Source organism: Cupriavidus sp. U2 (assembly GCF_009663685.2).
GTDB lineage: Bacteria > Pseudomonadota > Gammaproteobacteria > Burkholderiales > Burkholderiaceae > Cupriavidus > Cupriavidus necator_C.
Map to the genome: position 1 here is coordinate 236,368 of NZ_RCOG02000006.1, position 20,948 is coordinate 257,315.

Genomic DNA, 20,948 nt, shown 5'->3' on the forward strand with positions numbered 1-20,948 from the left:
TTACTTCCCGATTTCCGATTTGACGACGTCCAGCGTCTTGGTATCGAAGTAGATCTCGGCCTTCTTGCCGTCCTTCGTGGTGCCGTAGATTTCGTAGCAGTTGCCGTCGACCTTGAACTTCTTGATGTTGTAGCCCTGGGCCTCGATCCTGGCTTTCGCGTCGGCCTCGGGCATCCATTCGGACTTCGGGTGCTTCTCGCATTTGGCGCCTGCGAACGCGGCAGTGGAAAACAGGCCGACAAAGGCTGCGACGACGATCTTGTGCATGGCTCAACTCCTCGGACAAATATGCCCATCTGGGCGGGGTGCAGGCATCGTAGAGCCTAATGAGATCGATTCTCAATATAGGTTTTCCCGATGCTCCGTGGCTGCCATCGCACAATCGCTGGAAATGTCACGTCGATGTCACGTTCTCGTAATATCCCTACATTGAGCGTGGACTTCATCATTGTTCGTCTTGTGGGACAATCGCGGCCCATCGGGTAAGGGTTTTCCCGGTGCCGAGCTTCGAAAGGTTTCGCATGAAAACGATTGACTGGAAGGACTGGGAAATCTTCTGCCGCGTGGTGGAAGGGGGCGGCTTCACGCAAGGGGCCGAACTGGCCGAGGTTCCGAAGTCATCGGCGAGCGCCGCCGTGGCCCGGCTGGAAGGCCAGCTTGGCGTGCGACTGTTCGAGCGCACCACGCGCCGTGTCCGCGTCACCCAGCGCGGCCAGCAGCTCTACGACCGCGTGGCGCCATTGTTCGGCGCGCTGCGCGAGATCAGCGCCGAGGCGGCCTCGGTCAGCGCTGAAGTCAGCGGTTCGATCCGGATCGCCACCCCCTACGAGGTGGGTTCGCAGCATCTGTCGCCGACAGTGAACCGGTTGCTCAAGCAACACCCGTCGCTGCGCGTGCAACTGGACATGAACTGGGACCAGCCCGACCTGATCCGCCATGGGTACGACCTGGCCTTCGTGATGACCGATACGAGCCTGCATGACAGCTCGTTCGCCAGCAAGCGCGTGGTGCTGATCGAGCGCGCGTTCTATGCGGCGCCTTCGCTGATTCGCGAACGCGGCCTGCCGCGCGCGCCACAAGACCTGCAGGGCTGGCCGACCGTGGGCAACCTGGACGATTCGAACTGGGAATTCCTGCGCGATGGCGTGGAGACGTTTTCGCTGGATGTGGCACCGCGCATCTGCACGCACAACGCCGAGGTGCGGCTGAAGGCGGCGGTCGATGGCCTGGGCGTCACGCGCCTGTCGCCGCGCTTTGTCCACGAGCAACTGGTGCAGGGCCAGCTCGTGCGCGTGCTGCCCGGCTATTCGTCGTCGCCGCTCAAGGTGTATGTGCTGATGCCGGCGCGCAAGCTGATGCCGGCCAGCGTGCGCGCCTTCCTGAACGCGCTGGAAGAAACGCTGGGGGTGCCGGAGAACGCGCGCCGTCCCACTTCGCGCCTGGGCGCCACCTTGCTGCCGGACACCGCCGAGGCGCCGGACGGGGACGAAGCCGCGCCCACGATCCTGACGCTGGAGTGACCGGCCGGCGCTTATCCGCCGGTCTGGAAAGCGGGCGATTCAGTAAGGCTGGTCGCCGCTGCGCAGGTCGAAGCCGAGTGTGTCGGCAATCTCCAGCATTTCGTCGTCGTCCTCGCTGCGCGTGATCCAGCCTGCGTAGGCGTCGCCGCCGGTATCCCAGTTCCACAGCGTGTAGCCGGCCACGCGCAGCTGTTCGGTGGCCAGCTCCATCAGCTCGGGCACGCTGGTGCCCTCCAGGAAATCCTCGTCCTCGGGGTCGTCGGTGCCCCAGTTGATCTCCAGGTCGATGCGCTCGCAAAGCTGGGTGAGACAGCCGATGAAGGATTCGACGTCCTTCCAGTCGACATGGAAACCCGCCTCCCAGTCGATGATCTCCTTGATCTGGAAGAGCAGCATCTCGGCGTCGGCCTCGTCTTCCTCGGCGTCGTCCAGGGCTTCCTCGAACAGCGCCAGATGCCGCGTGGTCTGCTGGGTGTCTCCCAGATTGATCAGCGCAAACAGGCGGCTTACCGCGTCCTGCGCGTCGTCGTCCAGTTCTATTGCCATCTGTGGCTCCTTTGTGGTCCGGCTGCGCCTGTCATGCGGCCACTTTCCCGATCTCGCGATGCCCCCGCGGCGTCACGCGCAATGCCCGTGACGCCTGGGTAGGCTCGATCCAGCCCTTCTCCAGCATGGTTTCCAGCAAGGCGGCACCCAGCGCGCCGCCCAGATGCGGCTTGCGCTCGCTCCAGTCGGGACAGGTGCAGGCGAACTGGCGGCGCTTGCGCCGTGTGGCGTCGAGGTCAATGCCCAACTGCGCCATCGCCTGCGTGCCGTCGCCGGTCAGGTCGATCCGCGTGCCATCCACGGCCAGCCATCCCGCCTGCGACATTCGTTCGAACAGACCTACCGCAAGTTCCCCTGCCAGATGGTCATAACAGGTGCGGGCCTGCCTGAGCGCCGGCGGCGTCCCGCGCGAAACGGGCACGGTCCGCATGCGTGGCGGCTGGCTGACCAGCGACGCCGTGGCCAGCGCCTCGATGGCCACGCCGATTTCCGGCGCGGCCAGACGGTAGTAGCGGTTGCGCCCGCGCGATTCCACGGCCAGCAGGCCGCCTTCGGACAGTCGTGCCAGATGGCCGCTGGTGGACGACGCCGACAGCCCGGCGATCAGCGCCAGCTCGCCCGCGGGCCGGGCACTGCCATCCATCAGCGCCCACAGCATCGCCGCGCGCCCGGGATCGGCAAGCAGTCCGGCCAGCTGGCTGATGCCTGGAGCGTATTCCATAGTTCATGCATGGCTGAAGGGACGGATGCAAGTATAGGCAATTCGTGGCGGAACCGCTGAGCCTTGGAAATCAAGCTCTTACTAGCAAATTTGGTTCTTACCAAAGAGACGCAATCGCCGCTCAGGAGACGTCCGGACGAATCCCTGCATGGAGAACCATGTTGGCATTGGAGACGGGGCAAACGCCGTGATGGTGTGGCTGATTGCCTGTTTTCAGATTGGCTGCCCAAGCATCAGCCATTGTCGAGTCATGAATACCTTATATTCGACGACTGGTTTGGCTTTTCAGTAGTCGCGACACCGCGCCGATAATGTCTGAGGGAAGACAAGGCTTTGCAAAGACGGCGTCAAACAGGTGTGGATAACGGCGGCCGAACTCTGCCTGAGCAGCAGTCAATAGCACGACGGGAATATGGGCGGTGGTGGCGTGGGCTCGCAGCGCCTGCGCAAGTTCAAGCCCCGTCATAAGAGGCATCATAAAGTCCGTGATGATCAAATCCGGATGAGTCTCTACCACCAAACGCAGACCTGCTTCGCCATCGGCGGCGGTTCGCACTGAAAACCCTTCCGCCGAAAGCATGAAGGCCATCACATCGGCATTCATTGGCTCGTCGTCGATGACAACAATGGTGACCATGGTTCGGAAATTCGCCAGACGTCTGAGCGGTGCATGACGGTACGACAGAGCCCACTCGGCGCATGTGTCATGCAACTGTTGCTGAAAAGCGTTTGCACAGCCACGCTGCGGGAGCGCCGATGAGCGGCAACTGACGCCACAGTGTGGCAGCGTCCCAGAAGTCTTGATGGCGTGCTACAAGACCGTCCTCATCAAAGGAAAGCTGGGTGCAGCCCGGTACGTCGAAGGGATGCCGTCGCACTTTCCCCGTGAACCTCCAGGCAACAAACGCTTCACGCCCACTGCTCGCGCGTGCCTGGATCGAAAAACGCGGCGTCTCGACACGCTCGAACATATGCTCAAAGACCGCTCGGATCGAGGCGACTCCGCAGACGTCGTTAAACGGGTCGCAGAAGCGCGCATGCGGCGCGTAATAGTGTTCCAGATGCGCGAGCGAGGCGGGCGACAGTTCCTCGTACCACGCCAATAACTGGACGAGGGCATGGGGCGTCGGGGTATCTTGATCGGGCATGTCGGACAATGGATTCATGATGCACGGGTTAATCGCTGCAGCAGGCCAAGGCTAAACCGGTACGGCAGCAGACTGACGAGGCGAACCAGGCGCGTAAACCGTTGCGGGAATGCGATTTCGAATCGACCTCGTTCCAACCCGTCGACAATCGCTTCGGCTGCGGCTTCTGGCGTCATGAGCGCGGGCATGCGGAAGGCGTTACGTGCCGTCAGGCGCGATTTGACGAAGCCCGGGTTGATCAGATACACGCCGAGGCCGTGGGCACGGAGTTCCGCGTACAGGAGCTCTGCCAGGTTGATCAGGGCCGCCTTGGACGGTCCATATAGCGTGGCGTTGGGTAAGCCGACGTAGCCTGCGACGCTTGCCACGATGGCGATACCGCCCGAGCGCCGCAAACGCATCGCAGGCAGAACGGCGCTCAGCCCGTAATACACGCCGCAAACATTGGTTTCTATCGTGTCGTGCGCTTCTCGCGCATTCAATTCCCAAGGGCTCAGGGGGCGGTAATCTGCCGCGCAGAAGACCACGAGGTCGAGCCCCTGCCATGCTTCACAAAGCGCGTCGTGGGTCGCTTTCCAATCTTGAGGCTGGCGCACATCCATGGTCAGCACGACGCCATTGGGATGGCCTTCGACCACCGCCAGCAGTGCGCTAGCGCGACGCGCCGACACTGCGACCCATGCCCCTTTCGAAAGCAAATCCCTGGCGAGTGCCGCCCCGATCCCGCTCGAGGCGCCGACCAGCCAGACGCGCTTGCCATGCCAGTCGCGCAGGCGGGGGTTAAGGTGCCAACCGAGGATCATGTTCGTGCTCCTACGGTGCCGGACGGCGGAAAACGAGCGTCACCTGTCCGACTTCGAAGCCAAATTTGGTGACACGGGCGCGATTGATCATCGTTTGCGGGTCGATAAGGACCATCATGTCGTCGAACTGGACGTCGTAGACCTTCCCTTCGACCGGAAGGTGCAAGGTATAGCGCCACCGTAGGACATTGCCAGCAGATTCTCCTCTCGCCGTGCCGACGATATCCGGGGCTTCCCCACGCCAGGCGCCGTCGGGCCCGCGTTGGAGCGTCCAGGTACGTTCCTGTGTGGTGCCATCGCTGTAGCGAAACGCCTCGTGCAGGACGAATTGATCCTGAGACATGCGACCGTCGAGGGCCACATGGAATCGTTTGACGATTTCGCCACTGCGTTTCTGGAACATTCCCCAGGCTTCGGTCTTGCCTGCAAAGAACTGCGTCACGTCCAAAACTGGGTGCTCCTGTGCATACAGGCTGACATCTGGCGTCGTGCAGGCCGTGCCGAGAATCGTAGCGGCGCCTAAGATCATCGCGACGAGCGGCTTCATTGGCGTTCCTTCGTGACGGTTGCTGTGGGCGAACTCCTGCGCAGTGCCATAAGGGCTCCGAGCTTGAGCAGGCAGGGAAGGCCAGCGTAGGCAAGGGCGAGCGCCATGCCTGGCGCGCCGAGGGCGGGGGTGCCCGGCTGGTAGCCTAGCCAGGCTAGTCCCGGGAGAATCAGGGCCGACAGTGCCAGGCATAGCTTGCCGGTCAGGGTCCAGATGCCGAAGTACGCGCCCGACCCTTCGCGATCAGGTATGCATTGGGCCAGCAGGACGGCCGGTAATGCAAGATCCGCCCCCAGTGCGAATCCCGATCCGGCGCAGGCCACGAGGAACGGTACGAGGTCTCCCGGCCCTAACGTCGCGGTCCACACGAACGCCATGATCGCCAGGCTCATTGCGATGCCCCAGGCACGCTGTGGACCCACGCGCCTGGAAATCCGGACCCATAGGGGCAGCCCGAGGGCGGCAGCCAGGAAATACAGACCAAGACTGGGAGCGACCCACTGCATGGCGCCCAGCCGGTCTTCGATAAAGAAAACTGCCAGTGAGGCGGGTATGGCGACAGATAGCCCGTTCATGAAGTAGGGCACCAGGATCTTGCGGAACGAGCCGTTGTCGCGCACGGCGCTCCATACACTCAGAACGGAACGGTCTGCTCGCCCGCGCCCGGCGCTAAGTCGCGGCAGGCGTGTTGCCTGCCAGGGCGGTGCAAAGCGGAGCGCCCACAGTGCTCCAATTAGCAGAACCGAGAAAAGCGCAATGAACGGGGACATGGCGTCCCGCTGCGCCGACGCTTCGCCTGCCAGTAGCCATGAGGGGCCCGCGCTGGCGATGAGGACGCCCACGAGGCCAGCGCCTTCGCGCCAGGCCGCCGCCCGAGTCAATACATCGCTATCGTCCCCTAGCTTGGCGCCCCACGCGAGGTACGCGATGTTCATGAAGCTGTGGGCGGCGTATACCGCAACAACGGCGGCGGCAAACCAGACGGCCAGTGCGGTGCCTGCTGCCAGCGGCATCCACAACGCCGCAAAAGCGGCGGCAAGACACACAGCACTGATCCACAAGGCCGCAGGAAGCCGGCCAGTGCGCGCCAGAGTATCTGCCCAGCGCCCGAAAAACGGGTCTTGTGCGGTATCGACAAGGCGGGCCAGAAACAAGATCAGGCCAGCCGTGGACAAAGGCATGCCAAGGCGAGAGGTGTAGTAGGCCGGGGCCTGCACGTATACGGGCAGCGCCACCATGGCGAGCGGGAGGCCCAGGGCACCGTAGGCGATGAGCTGCGTCGAGCGTATCGTCATCGGGCCAACCCAAGGAGCTTCTGGCGTAGTGCAGGATCCCGAGTCGAGGGCCCAAGCCAGATGGAAAAGAATGCACGGGCAAGCACCGGATCGGCGATCTGGCCAGTCTCGCGGTCGTTGGCGAAGAAGCGTGCGCCCAGCTTTGGCGTGTACACGCCAGTCAAGCGATCCCCCGCACGCACGTTGACCAGCACACGTGAAAGCGCGTGTCGCCACTGTTCAACGGTGGATTCGGACAGCGAATTTCCGTAGATGCGCTGCATTTCTTCGATGCTGGTGTCGACCAGGCGTTTTGCACCAATGTCTCGCGCGTAGATGAGGCGCAACGCGAACGGCTCGTCGAGCACGCCCGCCGGGTCCCCGGGGATGGGAGGCTGGTCTCTCCAAAGCTGCGCTTCATAGATGCGCATCCCCAGCCAGCGGTATTCACCTTGCCCGATCATATGCGCTTGCGGCAGGGCGTCGCGCCACGAGTCGGCCGCAATACCGGGCAGAGTTGCCAGCGCAAGCGTCCAGGCTGCCAGGTGCGGTCCCATGCTAGTCGCCGCGCGCGAGAAGGAACTGCATGACGTCGATGCGACCCGCATCGAATCCTGCCTCGCAGTAGCACAGATATAGCCGCCACATGCGTACGAATGCGTCGTCGAAGCCAAGACTCAGGATTGCACCGGTCTGTGCCTCGAAACGTTCACGCCATCGCCGAAGCGTTTCGGCATAGTCCTTGCCGAAGGCCAATACCTGACGGCTTGAAAACCCGGCTCGGCTGGCGGCTTGTGCAAATCTCTCCGGACTTGGGAGCATTCCGCCCGGAAAGATGTACTCGCGGATAAAGTCGCTGCCATACCGATACGCATCGAAGCGTGCATCGTCGATGGTGATCGATTGCACGACGGCCTGACCGCCCGGGCGAAGCCTGCGGCAGACCTGATCAAAGAAAACGGGCCAATAGGCCTGCCCCACCGCTTCAAACATCTCGATGGATACGACGGCGTCGTACTGGCCTTGCAGGTCGCGATAATCGCGCAACTCCAGCCTGACACGGTCGGTCATGCCCGCCTGCTCAATGCGGATCTGTGCCTGCGCCAATTGGGCGGCGGAAATCGTGACGCCGTGCACTTTCACGCCGCGTCTGGCCGCGTGCATGGCAAAGCCGCCCCAACCACACCCAATTTCAAGGACGTGCATCCCCGGCTGCAGCCCAAGCGTGTCGAAGATATGCGCGTACTTGGCTTCCTGTGCCTCTGCCAGGAGGCGCTCGTTGTGCCCGTCGAAGTACGCGGCGGAATAGCTCCACGTCTCGTCGAGCCACAGGGCATAGAAAGCGTTGCCCAGATCGTAGTGCGCGTGGATATTGCGTCGGCTGCCGCGCCGTGTGTTCCTGCGGAAGAGCTGTCGCAGTTGATACCAGCGGCGGCCTAGCCATGCACCATCAATGGCGCCTGACAAGACCGATTCGTTCTCAAGGGCCAGGCGAAGCAGGGCAACCAGATCGGGGGTGTCGATCCAGCCGGCACGATAGGCCTCAGCAAAACCGATGTCGCCGGCGCGCAGGATGGCCTCGCAGGCGCGCCAGTCTCGCAACGTCAGCCGAGCCCCCGGCGCTTCATGCGGATCGCCGTAAATCGCCTCCTCCCCGTCCGGCCGTAAGAGCACCAGATGGCCCACGGCCACGCGCTCGAGCGCGGCCAGGAACATCCGGGCAAATACGGACGTTCGTGACGGCAGCAGGGCTGGGATACAAGGTTGTAGCAGTGCACGTTGGTCAGGAAGGCGGGTCATATGAGCGGGTATTGCCGGACGGAAGTTGGTCTTAGCCGACGGGAGGTACCGAAGGCGGGTGCTTGCCATGAAAGGGAACCGACATCCGCCACAAGCGAAACGCCTGCCAGTGGATGCGCACGATGACGGCGATTGCCGCCCAGGGCTGGGTTGCCAAGGCCATCAGCATGCGCGGCAGGGTGAGCGGGAACTTGCGACCGCCTATCGAGGTGCGAAGCAACAGGCCACCGTCGTCGAAATAGTCAATGCCGGTATAGGCAGTGCTTTCTGTTTCGCGCACTTGAAACGCGTAGTGGCCCTGCATCGTGTTAAACGGCGACACATGCAGGAGCTTGCGGGTCGCGAGCACTGTGCGCGCATGGATGGCCCCGAGGTCCGGTGCCGTAACAAGGTAAGCGTGATGGTCGCCGAACGTGTTGTTCACTTCAGCGACAAGCGCTCGCAGCGCGCCAGCCTTGTCGTAGCAATACCAGAAGCTCACGGGATTGAAGGCATACCCGAAGATGCGGGGTGTGGTCTGCAACCAGATCGGTCCGTCATCGGGCAGCCCCAGGGCTGCGAGACGTGGACGAATCCAGTCGCTCAGGCTTGTGCCATCGCGCGGACCGTAGTCGCGCGTATGCAGGCTGAAAAGTCGCCCGCGGTCCACCCCGAACCACCAGCGTTGCAAGGCTGGCAGCGAATCGATATCGACGCGCAGGCAAAACACGGGGTAAACGAAGCGGTTGCGCGCCGGGCGCAGGCGGTCGTGCATGACGCGGCAGCGCAACAGCAATGCAGGGGGCTTCATAGTTTTGACCAGGTCGGCAAGGCGCCAAAGTCGCGAGCCACTCTCAGCGCCGATTTCAAGCCGTCTTCGTGAAAGCCGTAGCCTGTCCAGGCGCCGGCGTACCACGTCCGTCGTTTGCCTTGCAACGCGGGTAGTTGCCGCTGCGCTGCAATGGCAGCGAGGTCGAAGAGAGGATGCTCGTAGTGAAAGCGACGCAACTCCGTGCCGGGAGCCGGGTCCCGGTAGGCGTTGAGCGTCACCACGACGGGCGAGCGAAACGGCAGCGGTTGCAACTGGTTGAGAAGGTAGCTCACGCACACTGCACGCTCGGCATCGTCATGGCGGCGACCGAGATAATTCCAGGCGGACCATACACGGGAGCGCCTGGGCAGCAGCGTTGCATCGGTGTGCAAGATCGCGACATTCGGGGCGTAGCGCACACTGCCCAGCACCGCACGTTCCTCTGGTGTCGCATCCGCCAGCATTCTGAGGGTATCCGGGGCGTGCGATGCGAGCACGATGGCATCGAACCGCGCAGAGCCTTCGTCGGTCATAACCGTCACGCCGGTTTCGTCCCGGCGTACCGCACGCACGGCAACGCCCAGCCGGATGTCGTCGAGATGCGCGGCGATGCGTCTGACATATTCGCGCGCGCCGCCGGCGACCGTGCGCCACTGCGGGCGGTTGCGAACCTGCAGAAGCGCGTGATTCAAGCAAAAGCGCAGGAAGGTGGCCGCCGGGAAGCGCAGGACGTCGGTTGTCGCGCACGACCAGATGGCGGAGGCCATGGGCAGCAGGTAATGGTGACGGAAGGGCTGTCCATATCGGCCGGCCGTCAACAGGTCACCCACTGAACAGCCGCTGCGCTCGGCAAACGCGAGATGGCGTTGGGCGGCACTGTTAAATCGCGCGATGTCGCGCAGCATGCCGAGAAAGGTCGGTGAAAAGGCGTTGCGTCGTTGGGCAAAGACGGTGCTCAAATTCGTGCCAGCCCATTCGAGACGTCCCTCATCGAGTGAGACCGCGAAAGACATATCGCTCGCATGAGACCGTACGCCAAGCGCCTCGAACATCCCTACCAGATTCGGGTATGTGCGCTCGTTGAATACGAGGAAACCGGTGTCTACCGGACAAAGGTGGCCATCAAGGGACACGTCCACCGTGTTGGAATGACCGCCAAGGTAGTTACCCGCTTCGAAAAGCGTGACGGCGTGATCCCGTGCCAGCATCCACGCGCTGGCCAAACCTGAGATCCCGGCGCCAACCACAGCAATTCGCAATCCCGTTTGAGTGACTGAAGAAGCGCTCACGAGCCACCTTCCTAGTTTTTTTGCAGTTATTGATGCGCCGTCTAACCGGGGTGCTACCATAGCCCTACTGTCTCGGAAAGAAGGTTACTGCATAGTAACGAAATTTACAAATGGGTATTCTGGGCAAGCTAAGCTTCAAGGACCAAACTTTCCGGTTGCGCGAGGACGCAATCCTGGATGCCACGACACGCATCCTGGCGGGGAAGGGGTTCGACCTGATGACGATGGACGACGTCGCGGGAGAGGTGGGAATTTCAAAGCCCATCCTCTACAAGCACTTCAAGTCAAAGGACGACCTTGTGGGGGCGGCAATGATTCGCTTGATCGACGGTGCGCTGGAATTTCTGGATGGATTGCCGAAAGAGCAAACTGCGGCGTTTCGCCTGCGTGCGCTCCTGGCGTGGGCGTTGCGAGTCCGCCTGCAGGGCGGGTTGCCGTTCCTGCCTTCAACGAGCCCAAGCGTTCGCGATATGCTCACGCGCAATTTGCACTATGTAACGCGCGTGCTGAAGCTGAACGGCGTTCTGAAGGGGCTGGTGGGCGAAGCAAAGAAAACAGGTGACTTGGACGCGGGGCTTCCCGATGACGTCATCCTCTTTTCCTATTACTCGCGTACGTGCGACCCGGCGGTCGACTACTTGCGCCTATATGGCAAGATGGACGACGAGCAAATCGTTTCCCATATGCTCGACGTGTGTTTTCATGGCATCGCCACGCGTCGATAATGCGGGTCGTCTCGCTATCCACTGTGCCCTAAGCCGTTGCTTCTGCGTCGGCGCTTGACCGTCGTTCCAGCCGACGCCAGACGATTTGGGACGAGCGCCATTGGGCCAATCAAGAAAGCCGAACCAGGGTCGGCTCTTGTTCGAACAGCAGAGGCTCGTCAAATAATCTGCTGAGGGCATACCTATTTGTGGGGGAACCGGAAGCTCACAGCGATCTTGTACGCGCGGTTTATTTCCGCCATTTTTTCTTCCGCGAGTTCTCTCAGTGCTGGTCCTAAATGCCCCACCCTGTCAGGATGGTAAAGAGACGCGAGCCTCCTATACGCTTGCTTTATTTCCTCTTCCGATGCGATCGGTGTGACGCCAAGCACCATCCAACACGACGAAGCGGTTGGGCTTCCACGTTTTGGACGGCGGCGTTTACTACGATGCCACACGCTGATCGCGCAAAATGCAAGCATGGACAGTCCGACGACGGCGTCGATAAGCCATGCAAAGGTTGGCGTGCCAAACATATGTGGATTGGAGGCCGCCTCAGACCCTCGTGGCGATGGTCCAGATGATAGTGAACCGTCTGCCCACCTATTTTGCGCAACCAAAACTCTCGCTGGATCGCTTGTATTTGCCGAGAAGCGTGGCGCGTCCATGATATCCCCCAAACCGCAAGTTTCCTGGCGTCGCATTGGCTCGGTCAAGGCCTGATCGCGTTGGCCCATGTCACTAACCTCGGCCACAGGCCGCAGATCCATCCCCTTCTTGGCTTTCCGCGGACCTGGTCGTACGGCGGCCTGGCAAGGAAAATCACGAAACTCAGTTGAGCCATTTGGTTGGTGACAAGCATAGATATTGCCGGCAATGGCGGATTGACTCGACAAAGAAACAGCAATCACAACTGACCATGACCCTGGCACGTGCTCCAGAGCCACGACGAGCAGAAGGTCTGTTATTCGCTTTAGCATGGCAGGCCAAATAGCAACACGTCACGTCGACTCGATGATTTGGCCATTGGCACGGATATGCCTCCTCGGGCCGCCTCGACTAACTAGTACGGAAAGATTCCGACCCGTAATTGCTCGTGATTTGTCCGGCTATACAACCGCGAATGTAAGATAGCGAACGCTCGCAGCGGGTTGACCTACCCGACGGCGGCTTAGGGTCGGTCCGAGACCGGTCGCAGTTTCCTGAAGAGCGTTGCCCGAGGTTGGGAGAATCCTTCCGGATAAGGGAGGTTGCTTCTCCCGGTTCAGCGTGACACGAGGGAGCTTCCGCCCAACCGAGCAGGGAAAGTCTACGTCAGCAAAACTGCGACGCTTCGTGCGGTTCCGAACGCTCGTCGTGATGGGAAGCACCCTGTCAGTAGCGGGGCCAATAAGAGCGCGCTCAGAGCCGCCAGTTTCGCGGAGCATCGCTGTGTCGATGGGCTGGCCGCGTGGCGCTTGCGCCATGAGATGCCGACGCTTGCAATGGGAAAGGCACGAGCCGGTCCTGTGAATCTCGCGACGTGCTGACTCGGGCGGTTTTGATCGCACTACTGGTGGTTGTCTGCTTCACGACATTCCCGACGTTCTTCGACCTGTGTGTCTGGTCGCTCATCCTTGCCGTTTCGCTCATGTTGTCCCAGGTGTGGCCGCGATGCTGCGCGCACCATTACGTGCCACGTCTGCAAATGATCGTGCGTAGCTATCTTTATCCGAAGACGGCCTTAGCCGCCGTGGCGGGACAAGGACAACCGATGCCTGCTCCTGGGTGCAGCGATATTGTTCGAAAGTGTGCGCAGCGTAAAAGCGGGTGAGAAAAAGCGGGGCGGCGCATCACTCCACAATTGTCACGCCGCATTCATGTGCAACGCCTAGCAATGTCTGCAGGTCCACGGTGCCGGCGGGGACGGCTTCGTCGATTTGCGCAAACAGGCGTGACGCGTTGCCACCATGGCTGGTCACCGAGATCATTTCGCCGCCGCCTGGGCCGAACCGGAAGTAGTGGATGGTCTGGGCTGGCACATGGACAAAAGTGCCAGGGCTCGCAGTCAGAACCTGTTTGCCGTATCCAATCTCTATCACTCCTTTGGTCACGTAAAACGATTCATCCCAATCGTGGCAATGAGGAGGGGGACCGCTGCCTTCCTGCCCTTGTTGCAGGAAGACTTCGTATCCCTGCGTGGCCGCACTGGACGCCAGGACCGTGATTTTTTCACCTACGACATTGAAGGCACGCGGATATGCCGCAGGAGTGACAGCAAACGGTTCCGGTTTCATGCTTGGCTCCCGTCAGGTTTCAATATCCCGGTCAGCGCGAGTCCGTGGGGGACACATCTGCTGAGTGTAGGCGACGCATATTGCCAAGGACAGACGTGCTTCAAAACACCGGGTTCTGACGCGGCCATGAGGGAAGCGGCGCATCAGCGACAGAGTCGGTGCAGATGGACGTCCCGGGTGAATTCGGAGCGGTGTACTTGTATCCCCGCAGCTCGGACGAGCGAATTCGCTGAGCAGCAGTGCCGCACATGGCATTTTCCGGGTTCTGGAAGCATGCTTTTCCGATCGTAGTTGTCTGGTCGCGACCTCAACCCCACTAAAGCGGGGTTGAGGCTGCCCTGGGAACAGCCGATCTGCAAACGACAGCGCCTAATCCTGCGCGTCACGACGCAGCGGGGCAGTCAAAAACAACCAAGTAGGACCTATTGCCGAGGGCGTAGGGAAAATGGGGATACAAATGGCGTTCATCGGCAACATGAAGATTGGCAAGCGGCTGGCTCTTGGCTTCTCTCTGATTCTGGCGTTTTCCATTGCAATTACCGCTATCGCCATCTGGCGGCTCGACAACGTCGCGGCCGCGACGCGCGAGATGATGAAGGAGCCGCTCCTCAAGGAGAGACTGATTGGCGACTGGTATGCCAATTTGGCATCAGGGATCCGCCGCACTAGCGCAATCGCGAAGAGTAGTGATCCTGCGTTGGGCCCGTATTTCGCCGAAGAAGCGGCGACGTCGTCCAAGAGTTCAGGCGAAATTCAGAAAAAAGTGGAAGCGTTGATTTCCACCGAAGAAGAAAGGGCGCTGTTCAGCCAGATCGGAGAATCGCGGAAGGCCTATTTGAGTTCTCGCGATGAGATCAATAAGGCTAAAGCGGCTGGTAATGTCGATGAAGCCATGCGTATCCTGGACAAGGTGTTCACCCCGGCGGCGAACGCCTATCAGGGCACCATGCGCGAACTTGTTGAAGTGCAGCGACGCACCATTGACGATACCGCCAAGGAGATTGATGGCGTTGCGGGCAAGAGCCGCACTCTACTGCTCGTGCTCGAGGGGCTCATTCTGATCCTTGGAATCATGTGTGCGTACTTCCTGACGCGCAGCATCAGCCGTCCGCTGGCCCAGGCTGTCAGCGTGTCGCGTCGCGTGGCCGATGGTGATCTGTCCAGCGAAATAGTCGTGACATCGAGTGACGAGGCCGGTGAGCTGCTGCAAGCACTGAAAGATATGAATGACAAGCTCCGCGGGACGGTCGGAAATATCCGATCGGCCAGTGTGGCGGTCGCCACTGCCGCTGGGCAAATTGCATCCGGTAATCTGGATCTATCTTCTCGCACCGAGGAGCAGGCTGCTTCGATTGAGCAGACTGCAGCCAGTATGGTCGAGCTGACGGAAACGGTGAATCTGAATGCCGACAATGCGCGTCAGGCGACTTCCCTGGCGGGAAGTGCCAGAGAGATGACGGAATCCGGGCGTTCCGATGTAGCTGCGATGGTGCAGACGGTTGGTGAAGTGAACGCCGAGTCGAAGAAGATCGCAGAGATCACCGGCATGATTGAGGGCATCGCATTTCAGACGAATATCCTGGCGCTCAATGCTGCAGTTGAGGCGGCACGTGCGGGTGAGCAGGGACGAGGCTTCGCCGTGGTCGCCGGCGAGGTACGATCGCTGGCGCAAAGGGCGTCTGGCGCAGCCAAGGAAATCAAACAACTGATCGAGACGTCAACTGTGAAGGTGCAAGTTGGCGCTCAGCAGGCCGAGGGCGTTAGTGCCGCGATGGAACGGATTAGTACGGCAATCGAGCGCGTCTCGGACATTGTCGGCGAGATTTCTGCGGCATCCGACGAGCAGAGTAAGAACCTTGAACAGGTGAGCCTTGCCATTGCCCAGATTGACCAAGCCACTCAGCAAAATGCAGCACTGGTCGAGGAGTCATCGGCAGCAGCGCAGGCTCTGCGCGAGCAGGCGGTCGGTATGAAAGAAGGGGTGATGTATTTCAAGACCGCTGGCCAATTCGCGTAAGGCGAATCTTCAGTCGTCCCAATGTTCGATCGTAATGGCGCTGCTCCTCGTGAGACACCTGGTATAAGGCGACGCCGAGAGGGCTGCGTCACGAATGTATCACTCTCAGAACCATCGGTGTCCGCACGCGAATGCGGCCGCCTGTCACTCCAAACCTTATAACTTATGTAAGGAGTTAATTTCCAGGCAGCCGCGCTTCTCGTAAGACTTTCCCGTCGGCGGCCTGCAGACGGCAACAAAGAATCAACGACTTACGACAAAACTTGTCAGAAGTTAATTTGCACGACTCAACCGTGCGCCGGGCCGCCGGTCAGAACAGGCGGTCCAGCCAGCCGTGCGGGTCCGGCGCGCGGCCTTGCTGCAGGTCGACCAGTGCGCCCTTGAGGCGCGTCGTGATCTCGCCCGCCCCGCCGTCGCCAATGGTGAAGTTGTACGCGCGCCCCTTCACCTTGCCAATTGGCGTCACCACCGCCGCGGTGCCGCACGCAAACGCCTCGCGCAGGCGCCCGCTCTGTGCATCGGCCTGCCACTGGTCGATCGCGTAGGGCTCTTCGCGCACGGTCAGGCCAAGGTCGCGTGCCAGGGTGATGAGCGAATCGCGTGTGATGCCGGGCAGGATCGTGCCGGTCAACGGTGGCGTCTGCAGGGTGCCGTCGTCGAAGACGAAAAAGACGTTCATGCCGCCCAGTTCCTCGATCCAGCGCCGCTCCACGGCGTCGAGGAATACCACCTGGTCGCAGCCCTCGCGGGTGGCTTCCGCCTGCGCCAGAAGGCTCGCGGCATAGTTGCCGCCACACTTGGCCTCGCCGGTGCCACCGGGCGCGGCGCGCGTGTAGGTGTCCGACACCCACAAGGTGACCGCCGCCGATGCGCCGCCCTTGAAGTACGCGCCCACCGGGCACGCGACCACGCAATACAGGTATTCGGCGGCAGGCTTGACGCCCAGCACCACTTCGGTGGCGATCATGAACGGGCGCAGGTACAGCGCCGAGCCTTGCCCGGAGGGAATCCACGCACGGTCCAGGCGGACCAGTTCCCGCACCGATTCCAGGAACAGCTCTTCGGGCAGCGCAGGCATCGCCAGGCGTCGGGCTGAGTTCTGGAAGCGGCGTGCGTTCGCATCGGGACGGAACAGCGCACCGCCGCCGTCCGGCAGCCGGTACGCCTTCAGCCCTTCAAAGATCTCCTGCGCGTAATGGAACACCAGGGTGGACGGATCGAACTGGATGGGGCCGTGAGGTCCGATCTTCGCGTCGTGCCAGCCCTTGCCCTCGGTGTAGCGGATGGTGGCCATGTGGTCGGTAAAGACGCGGCCAAACGCCGGGCTCTCCAGCAGGCGCTCGCGCTCGGCCGCCGGCAGCGGGGTCGTGCTCGGCGCAATCGTCAGGTTGGATCCGACAGCGGTATTCATACAGTCTCCTAGGGGTGCAGGGGGGGGCGCCACGCGCCCAGACCCCGAATTTTGCGCCATGCGCGGTGTTTTGTGGTGAGAAACGGCCATGTTACTGGCCCTTGTCCGTGGGCGGGACGTAGGCAATCCGCTCTTCCTCGTAAAGCCGATAAATCATTTCCAGCATTTCCTTGATGTCCCGTGATTCGTCCATGGCGCGCATGCTCATGATGATGGGCGACGTGAGCGTCGTGTCATCCAGCGCCATATAGCTCACGTCATCGCGCTTCAGCCCATAGACGCTGCTCGGCACGACCGAGATGCCTTCTCCGGCGGCCACGAGTCCCAATGCGATCTGCAACTCGCGCACCTCGTAGATGCGGCGTGGCGTGAGGGCGCGTTCCTGAAACGCCGATAGCACCTGGTCGGCATAGCTGGGTCTGGGCGCTTTCGGGAAGACGATCAGCGTTTCGTAGATCAGATCGCGAAGCGAAAGCACCGGTTTCGATACCGATAGCGAATGGCCGACCGGCAGCGCGACAATCATCTTCTCTTCGCGAAGAACGACGCGGCGGATGTTGGGGTCCTCGTGCCGGATCCGGCCGAATCCGATATCGATGCGGCCGTCCTTCAGCGCGCGAAGCTGATCCATGGTGGACATCTCGTGCAGGCTCAGTTCGACCGACTTGTTCTCGTCCCGGAACCGCCGGATGATCTTCGGCAGCATGCCGTAGAGCGTGGAGCCCACAAAGCCGACCGAAAGGCTGCGCTCGATGTTTCCCACGCGCCGCGTCATCGATTCCAGCTCGTTCGTCTGGGCAATGAGATGCACCGCGTGGGAGTAGAAGAACTTGCCCGTCTCGGTGAGCTTGAGCGGCCGGGAGTTCCGCTCGAACAACTGCACGCCCAGGGCCTCCTCGAGCTGCTGGATCTGGCGGCTGAGCGGCGGTTGCGCAATATGGAGCCGGCGTGCTGCGCGCGTGAAGTTCCGTTCTTCGGCCACCGCTACGAAATAGCGAAGATGCCGTAGCTCCATACAATACCTCCAGGATATAGCCCGATACTAAAACGGTGTTGGACTCGCCCGTTTGGCGCCTCTATTCTGCTTTTACGCTCGGTTTCGCCGCCAGATTATACCTTTCGAGTAGCTTTGGATTGGCTTGGAGCGAGGGTTAACCCCACCAGAAACACAGAAAGTCAGGAGCAGACATGAGTCCCAAAGTATTCGACACCAAGGAAGTGCAGGACCTGCTGAAGGCCGCTGCCAATCTGGGAAGCGACGCGGGCAATGCGCGCGCCAGGCAGATTACGCACCGTCTGCTGAGCGACCTTTTCAAGGCCATCGACGACCTTGACATGACGCCCGACGAGATCTGGGCCGGCGTGAACTATTTCAACAAGCTTGGCAAGGACGGCGAGGCGGCGCTCCTGGCAGCCGGCCTTGGTCTCGAAAAGTATCTCGACATCCGCATGGATGCAGCGGACCGCGAGGCCGATATCCATGGCGGCACGCCGCGCACCATTGAAGGCCCGCTGTATGTCGCCGGTGCCCCGGTGCGCGACGGCGTATCGCGGATCGACATCAATGCCGATGAAGCGGCGGGGCCGCTCATCATCCGGGGCACGGTATCCGGCCCGGACGGCAAGCCCGTGGCCAATGCCGTGGTGGAATGCTGGCACGCCAACTCCAGGGGCTTCTATTCGCACTTCGATCCGACCGGCGCCCAGGACGACTTCAACCTTCGCGGCGCAGTGAGGACGGGCGTTGACGGCAAGTACGAGTTCCGCACGCTGATGCCTGTAGGCTACGGCTGTCCGCCGCAAGGCGCGACGCAGCAACTGCTTGATGCGCTGGGCCGCCACGGCAACCGCCCGGCACACGTGCACTTCTTCGTGACCAGCGACAAGTCGCGCAAGCTGACGACGCAGATCAACATCGAAGGCGATCCGCTGATCTGGGACGATTTTGCGTATGCAACACGCGAAGAGCTGGTGCCGCACGTCGTCGAAAAGACCGGCGGCATTGCGCTGGGCCTCAAGGCCGATGCGTACAAGGAAATCGAATTCGATATTGCGCTGACGCCGCTGGTGCAAGGCAAGGACAACCAGCTCGTCAACCGCCTGCGTGCCGCCGCCACGGCGTAACCCCGCGCTGCGGCCTGGCTGACCAGGTCGCCCCCTTTCCGCACGAATCCTCTGCACCAATGCCACGGCTTCGCCATGAAGCCGGCATAGGGAGACAACGCATGCCCGCAACCATCGACAAGGCAAGACAACTGGACGATCTGCTGAGCAACGCCGTCCAGGACGACAAGGAGAACGGCGTTTTCCGCTGCCGCCGCGACATCTTCACCAACGCTGATCTGTACGAACTCGAGATGAAGCACATCTTCGAGGGCAACTGGGTGTACCTGGCCCACGAAAGCCAGGTCCCGAACGTCAACGACTACTACACCACCTGGATCGGCCGCCAGCCCATCGTCATCACGCGCGACAAGGCTGGGGAACTGCACGCGGTCATCAATGCCTGCGCGCACAAGGGCGCCATGCTTTGCCGGCGCAAGCACGGCAACAAGGGCAGCTTCACGTGTCCGTTTCACGGTTGGACGTTCTCGAACGCGGGCAAGCTGCTGAAGGTGAAGGACGAGAAGACCACCGAGTATCCGGTGCAGTTCAACAAGGACGGCTCGCACGACCTGCGGAAGGTTGCGCGCTTCCAGAACTATCGTGGCTTCCTGTTCGGCAGCCTGAGCGCCGACGTGATGCCGCTGGAGGATTACCTCGGCGAGACCAGGATCATCATCGACCAGATCGTCTCGCAGGCACCGGAAGGCCTGGAAGTGCTGCGCGGCAACTCCTCCTACATCTACGACGGCAACTGGAAGATGCAGATGGAGAACGGTTGCGACGGCTATCACGTCAGCACCGTGCACTGGAACTACGCCGCAACGATGGGCCGGCGCAGGGTCGAGGGCACGAAGGCCGTGGATGCGAACGGCTGGAGCAAATCGGTCGCGGGCGTGTATGGCTTCGAACATGGCCACATCCTGCTGTGGACCAACACGATGAACCCGGAAGTTCGGCCGGTCCATCAGCATCGCGAAGAGATTGCGGCGCGCGTTGGCGAGGACAAGGCGCACTACATCGTCAACCAGACGCGGAACCTGTGCCTGTATCCGAACGTGTTCCTGATGGATCAGTTCAGCACCCAGATTCGCGTCGTCCGCCCGCTTGGCGTCGACAAGACCGAAGTCAGCATTTTCTGCTTTGCGCCGAAGGGCGAGAGCGCCGAAAGCCGCGCCCTTCGCATTCGCCAGTACGAGGACTTCTTCAACGTGTCGGGCATGGGCACCAGCGATGACCTCGAAGAGTTCCGTGCCTGCCAGGCCGGTTACGCTGGCACGACGTCGATGTGGAACGACATGTCGCGCGGTGCGCCGTTGTGGGTGAACGGACCCGACGCGAACGCGAAGGGCATGGGGCTGAATCCGCGCATCTCGGGCGAGCGAAGCGAGGACGAAGGTCTCTTCGTGGTGCAGCACGAATACTGGATGCGGGTGATGCGCGAAGCCCTGCGCAAGGAACAGGCAGAGGCAGCGGTATGACGATCGACCATCAAACCATCTGCAATGCCCTGTACCGGGAGGCGCGCTTTCTGGATGACCGTCAGTGGGACGAATGGCTGGCGTGCTACGCGGACGACGTCACGTACTGGATGCCCGCCTGGGATGACGATGACAAGCTCACCGAAGATCCCCAGCGCGAGATTTCCCTCATGTACTACGCGGACCGTGGCGGCCTGGAAGACCGGGTGTTTCGTATCCGGACCGAGCGCAGCAGCGCATCGATGCCGGAGCCGCGCACCAGCCACAACGTCACCAACGTCGAAGTGCTGGCCGAACGTGATGACGAAATCGACGTTCGCTACAACTTCCACACGCTGAGCCACCGCTACAAGGTGACGGACCAGTACTTCGGCACGGTCTACCTCACCTTCCGCAAGGTGGGCGATCGCCTGCTGATTTCGAGCAAGAAGATCGCGCTCAAGAATGACTATATCCGCCAGGTGCTCGACGTCTACCACGTCTGAGCGCGCGGATCGGATCGAGACAGGACGCAGGAG

At 61.4% G+C, this 20,948-nt stretch carries 22 protein-coding genes; 6 read left to right on the top strand and 16 right to left on the bottom strand.

All coding sequences use genetic code 11. The features are described 5' to 3' along the window. Positions 1 to 267: a PepSY domain-containing protein gene (locus D9X30_RS06915; RefSeq protein ID WP_153946997.1), complete on the bottom strand. Its 267-nt coding sequence runs from the start codon at positions 265 to 267 to the stop codon at positions 1 to 3. Between the two features lie 254 nt (positions 268 to 521). Here D9X30_RS06915 and D9X30_RS06920 point away from each other — a divergent pair, with 254 nt between their 5' ends. Continuing rightward, positions 522 to 1,520, top strand: a complete 999-nt coding sequence (locus D9X30_RS06920; protein ID WP_153946998.1) for a LysR family transcriptional regulator — start codon at positions 522 to 524, stop codon at positions 1,518 to 1,520. 39 nt (positions 1,521 to 1,559) lie between these two features. On the opposite strand, the gene D9X30_RS06925 is transcribed toward D9X30_RS06920, so the two are convergent. The 11 genes from D9X30_RS06925 to D9X30_RS06975 all read right to left on the bottom strand — a co-directional run bounded on the left by D9X30_RS06925 (position 1,560) and on the right by D9X30_RS06975 (position 10,438). Next, positions 1,560 to 2,066: a DUF6630 family protein gene (locus tag D9X30_RS06925; protein ID WP_153946999.1), complete on the bottom strand. Its 507-nt coding sequence runs from the start codon at positions 2,064 to 2,066 to the stop codon at positions 1,560 to 1,562. 31 nt (positions 2,067 to 2,097) lie between these two features. Continuing rightward, positions 2,098 to 2,787 carry an ArsR/SmtB family transcription factor gene (locus tag D9X30_RS06930; protein WP_153947000.1) on the bottom strand — a complete coding sequence of 230 codons (690 nt, stop codon included), beginning with the start codon at positions 2,785 to 2,787 and terminating at the stop codon, positions 2,098 to 2,100. A 259-nt stretch (positions 2,788 to 3,046) separates the two neighbouring features. Beyond that, entirely contained in the window at positions 3,047 to 3,424 is a 378-nt protein-coding gene (locus D9X30_RS06935; RefSeq protein ID WP_153947001.1) for a response regulator, read from the bottom strand. A 67-nt stretch (positions 3,425 to 3,491) separates the two neighbouring features. Beyond that, complete coding sequence (locus D9X30_RS06940; protein ID WP_153947002.1) at positions 3,492 to 3,953, bottom strand: nuclear transport factor 2 family protein; 462 nt, start codon at positions 3,951 to 3,953, stop codon at positions 3,492 to 3,494. Further along, on the bottom strand, positions 3,950 to 4,738 hold the full coding sequence (locus D9X30_RS06945; protein WP_153947003.1) for an SDR family NAD(P)-dependent oxidoreductase: 789 nt from the start codon (positions 4,736 to 4,738) through the stop codon (positions 3,950 to 3,952). Before D9X30_RS06945 ends, D9X30_RS06940 begins: the two co-directional genes overlap by 4 nt. A 10-nt stretch (positions 4,739 to 4,748) precedes the next feature. Beyond that, positions 4,749 to 5,285, bottom strand: coding sequence for a DUF3833 domain-containing protein (locus tag D9X30_RS06950; protein WP_153947004.1), 537 nt, complete (start codon positions 5,283 to 5,285; stop codon positions 4,749 to 4,751). After that, on the bottom strand, positions 5,282 to 6,580 hold the full coding sequence (locus tag D9X30_RS06955; protein ID WP_153947005.1) for an MFS transporter: 1,299 nt from the start codon (positions 6,578 to 6,580) through the stop codon (positions 5,282 to 5,284). The genes D9X30_RS06950 and D9X30_RS06955 overlap by 4 nt, the downstream gene beginning before the upstream one ends. Further along, positions 6,577 to 7,116: a chalcone isomerase family protein gene (locus tag D9X30_RS06960; protein ID WP_153947006.1), complete on the bottom strand. Its 540-nt coding sequence runs from the start codon at positions 7,114 to 7,116 to the stop codon at positions 6,577 to 6,579. Before D9X30_RS06960 ends, D9X30_RS06955 begins: the two co-directional genes overlap by 4 nt. Before the next feature lies 1 nt (position 7,117). Then, the gene (locus D9X30_RS06965) at positions 7,118 to 8,275 is read right to left on the bottom strand and encodes an SAM-dependent methyltransferase (protein ID WP_228770843.1); all 1,158 of its coding nucleotides are present in this window, start codon (positions 8,273 to 8,275) and stop codon (positions 7,118 to 7,120) included. Positions 8,276 to 8,390: 115 nt separating this feature from the next. After that, the gene (locus tag D9X30_RS06970) at positions 8,391 to 9,149 is read right to left on the bottom strand and encodes a DUF1365 domain-containing protein (RefSeq protein ID WP_153947008.1); all 759 of its coding nucleotides are present in this window, start codon (positions 9,147 to 9,149) and stop codon (positions 8,391 to 8,393) included. Continuing rightward, entirely contained in the window at positions 9,146 to 10,438 is a 1,293-nt protein-coding gene (locus tag D9X30_RS06975; RefSeq protein ID WP_283780757.1) for an NAD(P)/FAD-dependent oxidoreductase, read from the bottom strand. The genes D9X30_RS06970 and D9X30_RS06975 overlap by 4 nt, the downstream gene beginning before the upstream one ends. A gap of 110 nt (positions 10,439 to 10,548) precedes the next feature. Between D9X30_RS06975 and D9X30_RS06980 the strand changes: the two genes are divergently transcribed. Then, positions 10,549 to 11,163: a TetR/AcrR family transcriptional regulator gene (locus D9X30_RS06980; RefSeq protein ID WP_153947010.1), complete on the top strand. Its 615-nt coding sequence runs from the start codon at positions 10,549 to 10,551 to the stop codon at positions 11,161 to 11,163. A 182-nt stretch (positions 11,164 to 11,345) separates the two neighbouring features. Here the strand turns inward: D9X30_RS06980 and D9X30_RS29800 are convergent, their stop codons facing one another. Together D9X30_RS29800 and D9X30_RS06990 are read right to left on the bottom strand one after the other, a co-directional pair. After that, on the bottom strand, positions 11,346 to 12,122 hold the full coding sequence (locus D9X30_RS29800; protein ID WP_349632224.1) for a J domain-containing protein: 777 nt from the start codon (positions 12,120 to 12,122) through the stop codon (positions 11,346 to 11,348). Between the two features lie 852 nt (positions 12,123 to 12,974). Next, complete coding sequence (locus tag D9X30_RS06990; RefSeq protein WP_153947011.1) at positions 12,975 to 13,418, bottom strand: cupin domain-containing protein; 444 nt, start codon at positions 13,416 to 13,418, stop codon at positions 12,975 to 12,977. A 457-nt stretch (positions 13,419 to 13,875) separates the two neighbouring features. On the opposite strand from D9X30_RS06990, the gene D9X30_RS06995 reads away from it, so the two are divergent. Continuing rightward, positions 13,876 to 15,435: a methyl-accepting chemotaxis protein gene (locus D9X30_RS06995; protein WP_153947012.1), complete on the top strand. Its 1,560-nt coding sequence runs from the start codon at positions 13,876 to 13,878 to the stop codon at positions 15,433 to 15,435. 310 nt (positions 15,436 to 15,745) lie between these two features. On the opposite strand, the gene D9X30_RS07000 is transcribed toward D9X30_RS06995, so the two are convergent. Together D9X30_RS07000 and D9X30_RS07005 are read right to left on the bottom strand one after the other, a co-directional pair. Beyond that, on the bottom strand, positions 15,746 to 16,846 hold the full coding sequence (locus tag D9X30_RS07000; RefSeq protein ID WP_153947013.1) for a branched-chain amino acid aminotransferase: 1,101 nt from the start codon (positions 16,844 to 16,846) through the stop codon (positions 15,746 to 15,748). A 91-nt stretch (positions 16,847 to 16,937) separates the two neighbouring features. Beyond that, complete coding sequence (locus tag D9X30_RS07005; protein WP_153947014.1) at positions 16,938 to 17,861, bottom strand: LysR family transcriptional regulator; 924 nt, start codon at positions 17,859 to 17,861, stop codon at positions 16,938 to 16,940. A gap of 173 nt (positions 17,862 to 18,034) precedes the next feature. On the opposite strand from D9X30_RS07005, the gene catA reads away from it, so the two are divergent. The 3 genes from catA (at position 18,035) to benB (ending at position 20,915) form a co-directional block, all read left to right on the top strand. Further along, positions 18,035 to 18,970 (top strand): catechol 1,2-dioxygenase, encoded by a 936-nt coding sequence (catA, locus tag D9X30_RS07010; protein ID WP_153947015.1) that lies wholly within the window; start codon positions 18,035 to 18,037, stop codon positions 18,968 to 18,970. Positions 18,971 to 19,071: 101 nt separating this feature from the next. Continuing rightward, the gene (locus D9X30_RS07015; RefSeq protein ID WP_153947016.1) at positions 19,072 to 20,430 is read left to right on the top strand and encodes an SRPBCC family protein; all 1,359 of its coding nucleotides are present in this window, start codon (positions 19,072 to 19,074) and stop codon (positions 20,428 to 20,430) included. Then, positions 20,427 to 20,915, top strand: a complete 489-nt coding sequence (benB, locus tag D9X30_RS07020; protein ID WP_153947017.1) for a benzoate 1,2-dioxygenase small subunit — start codon at positions 20,427 to 20,429, stop codon at positions 20,913 to 20,915. Before D9X30_RS07015 ends, benB begins: the two co-directional genes overlap by 4 nt. The last annotated feature ends 33 nt before the right edge of the window (positions 20,916 to 20,948 follow it).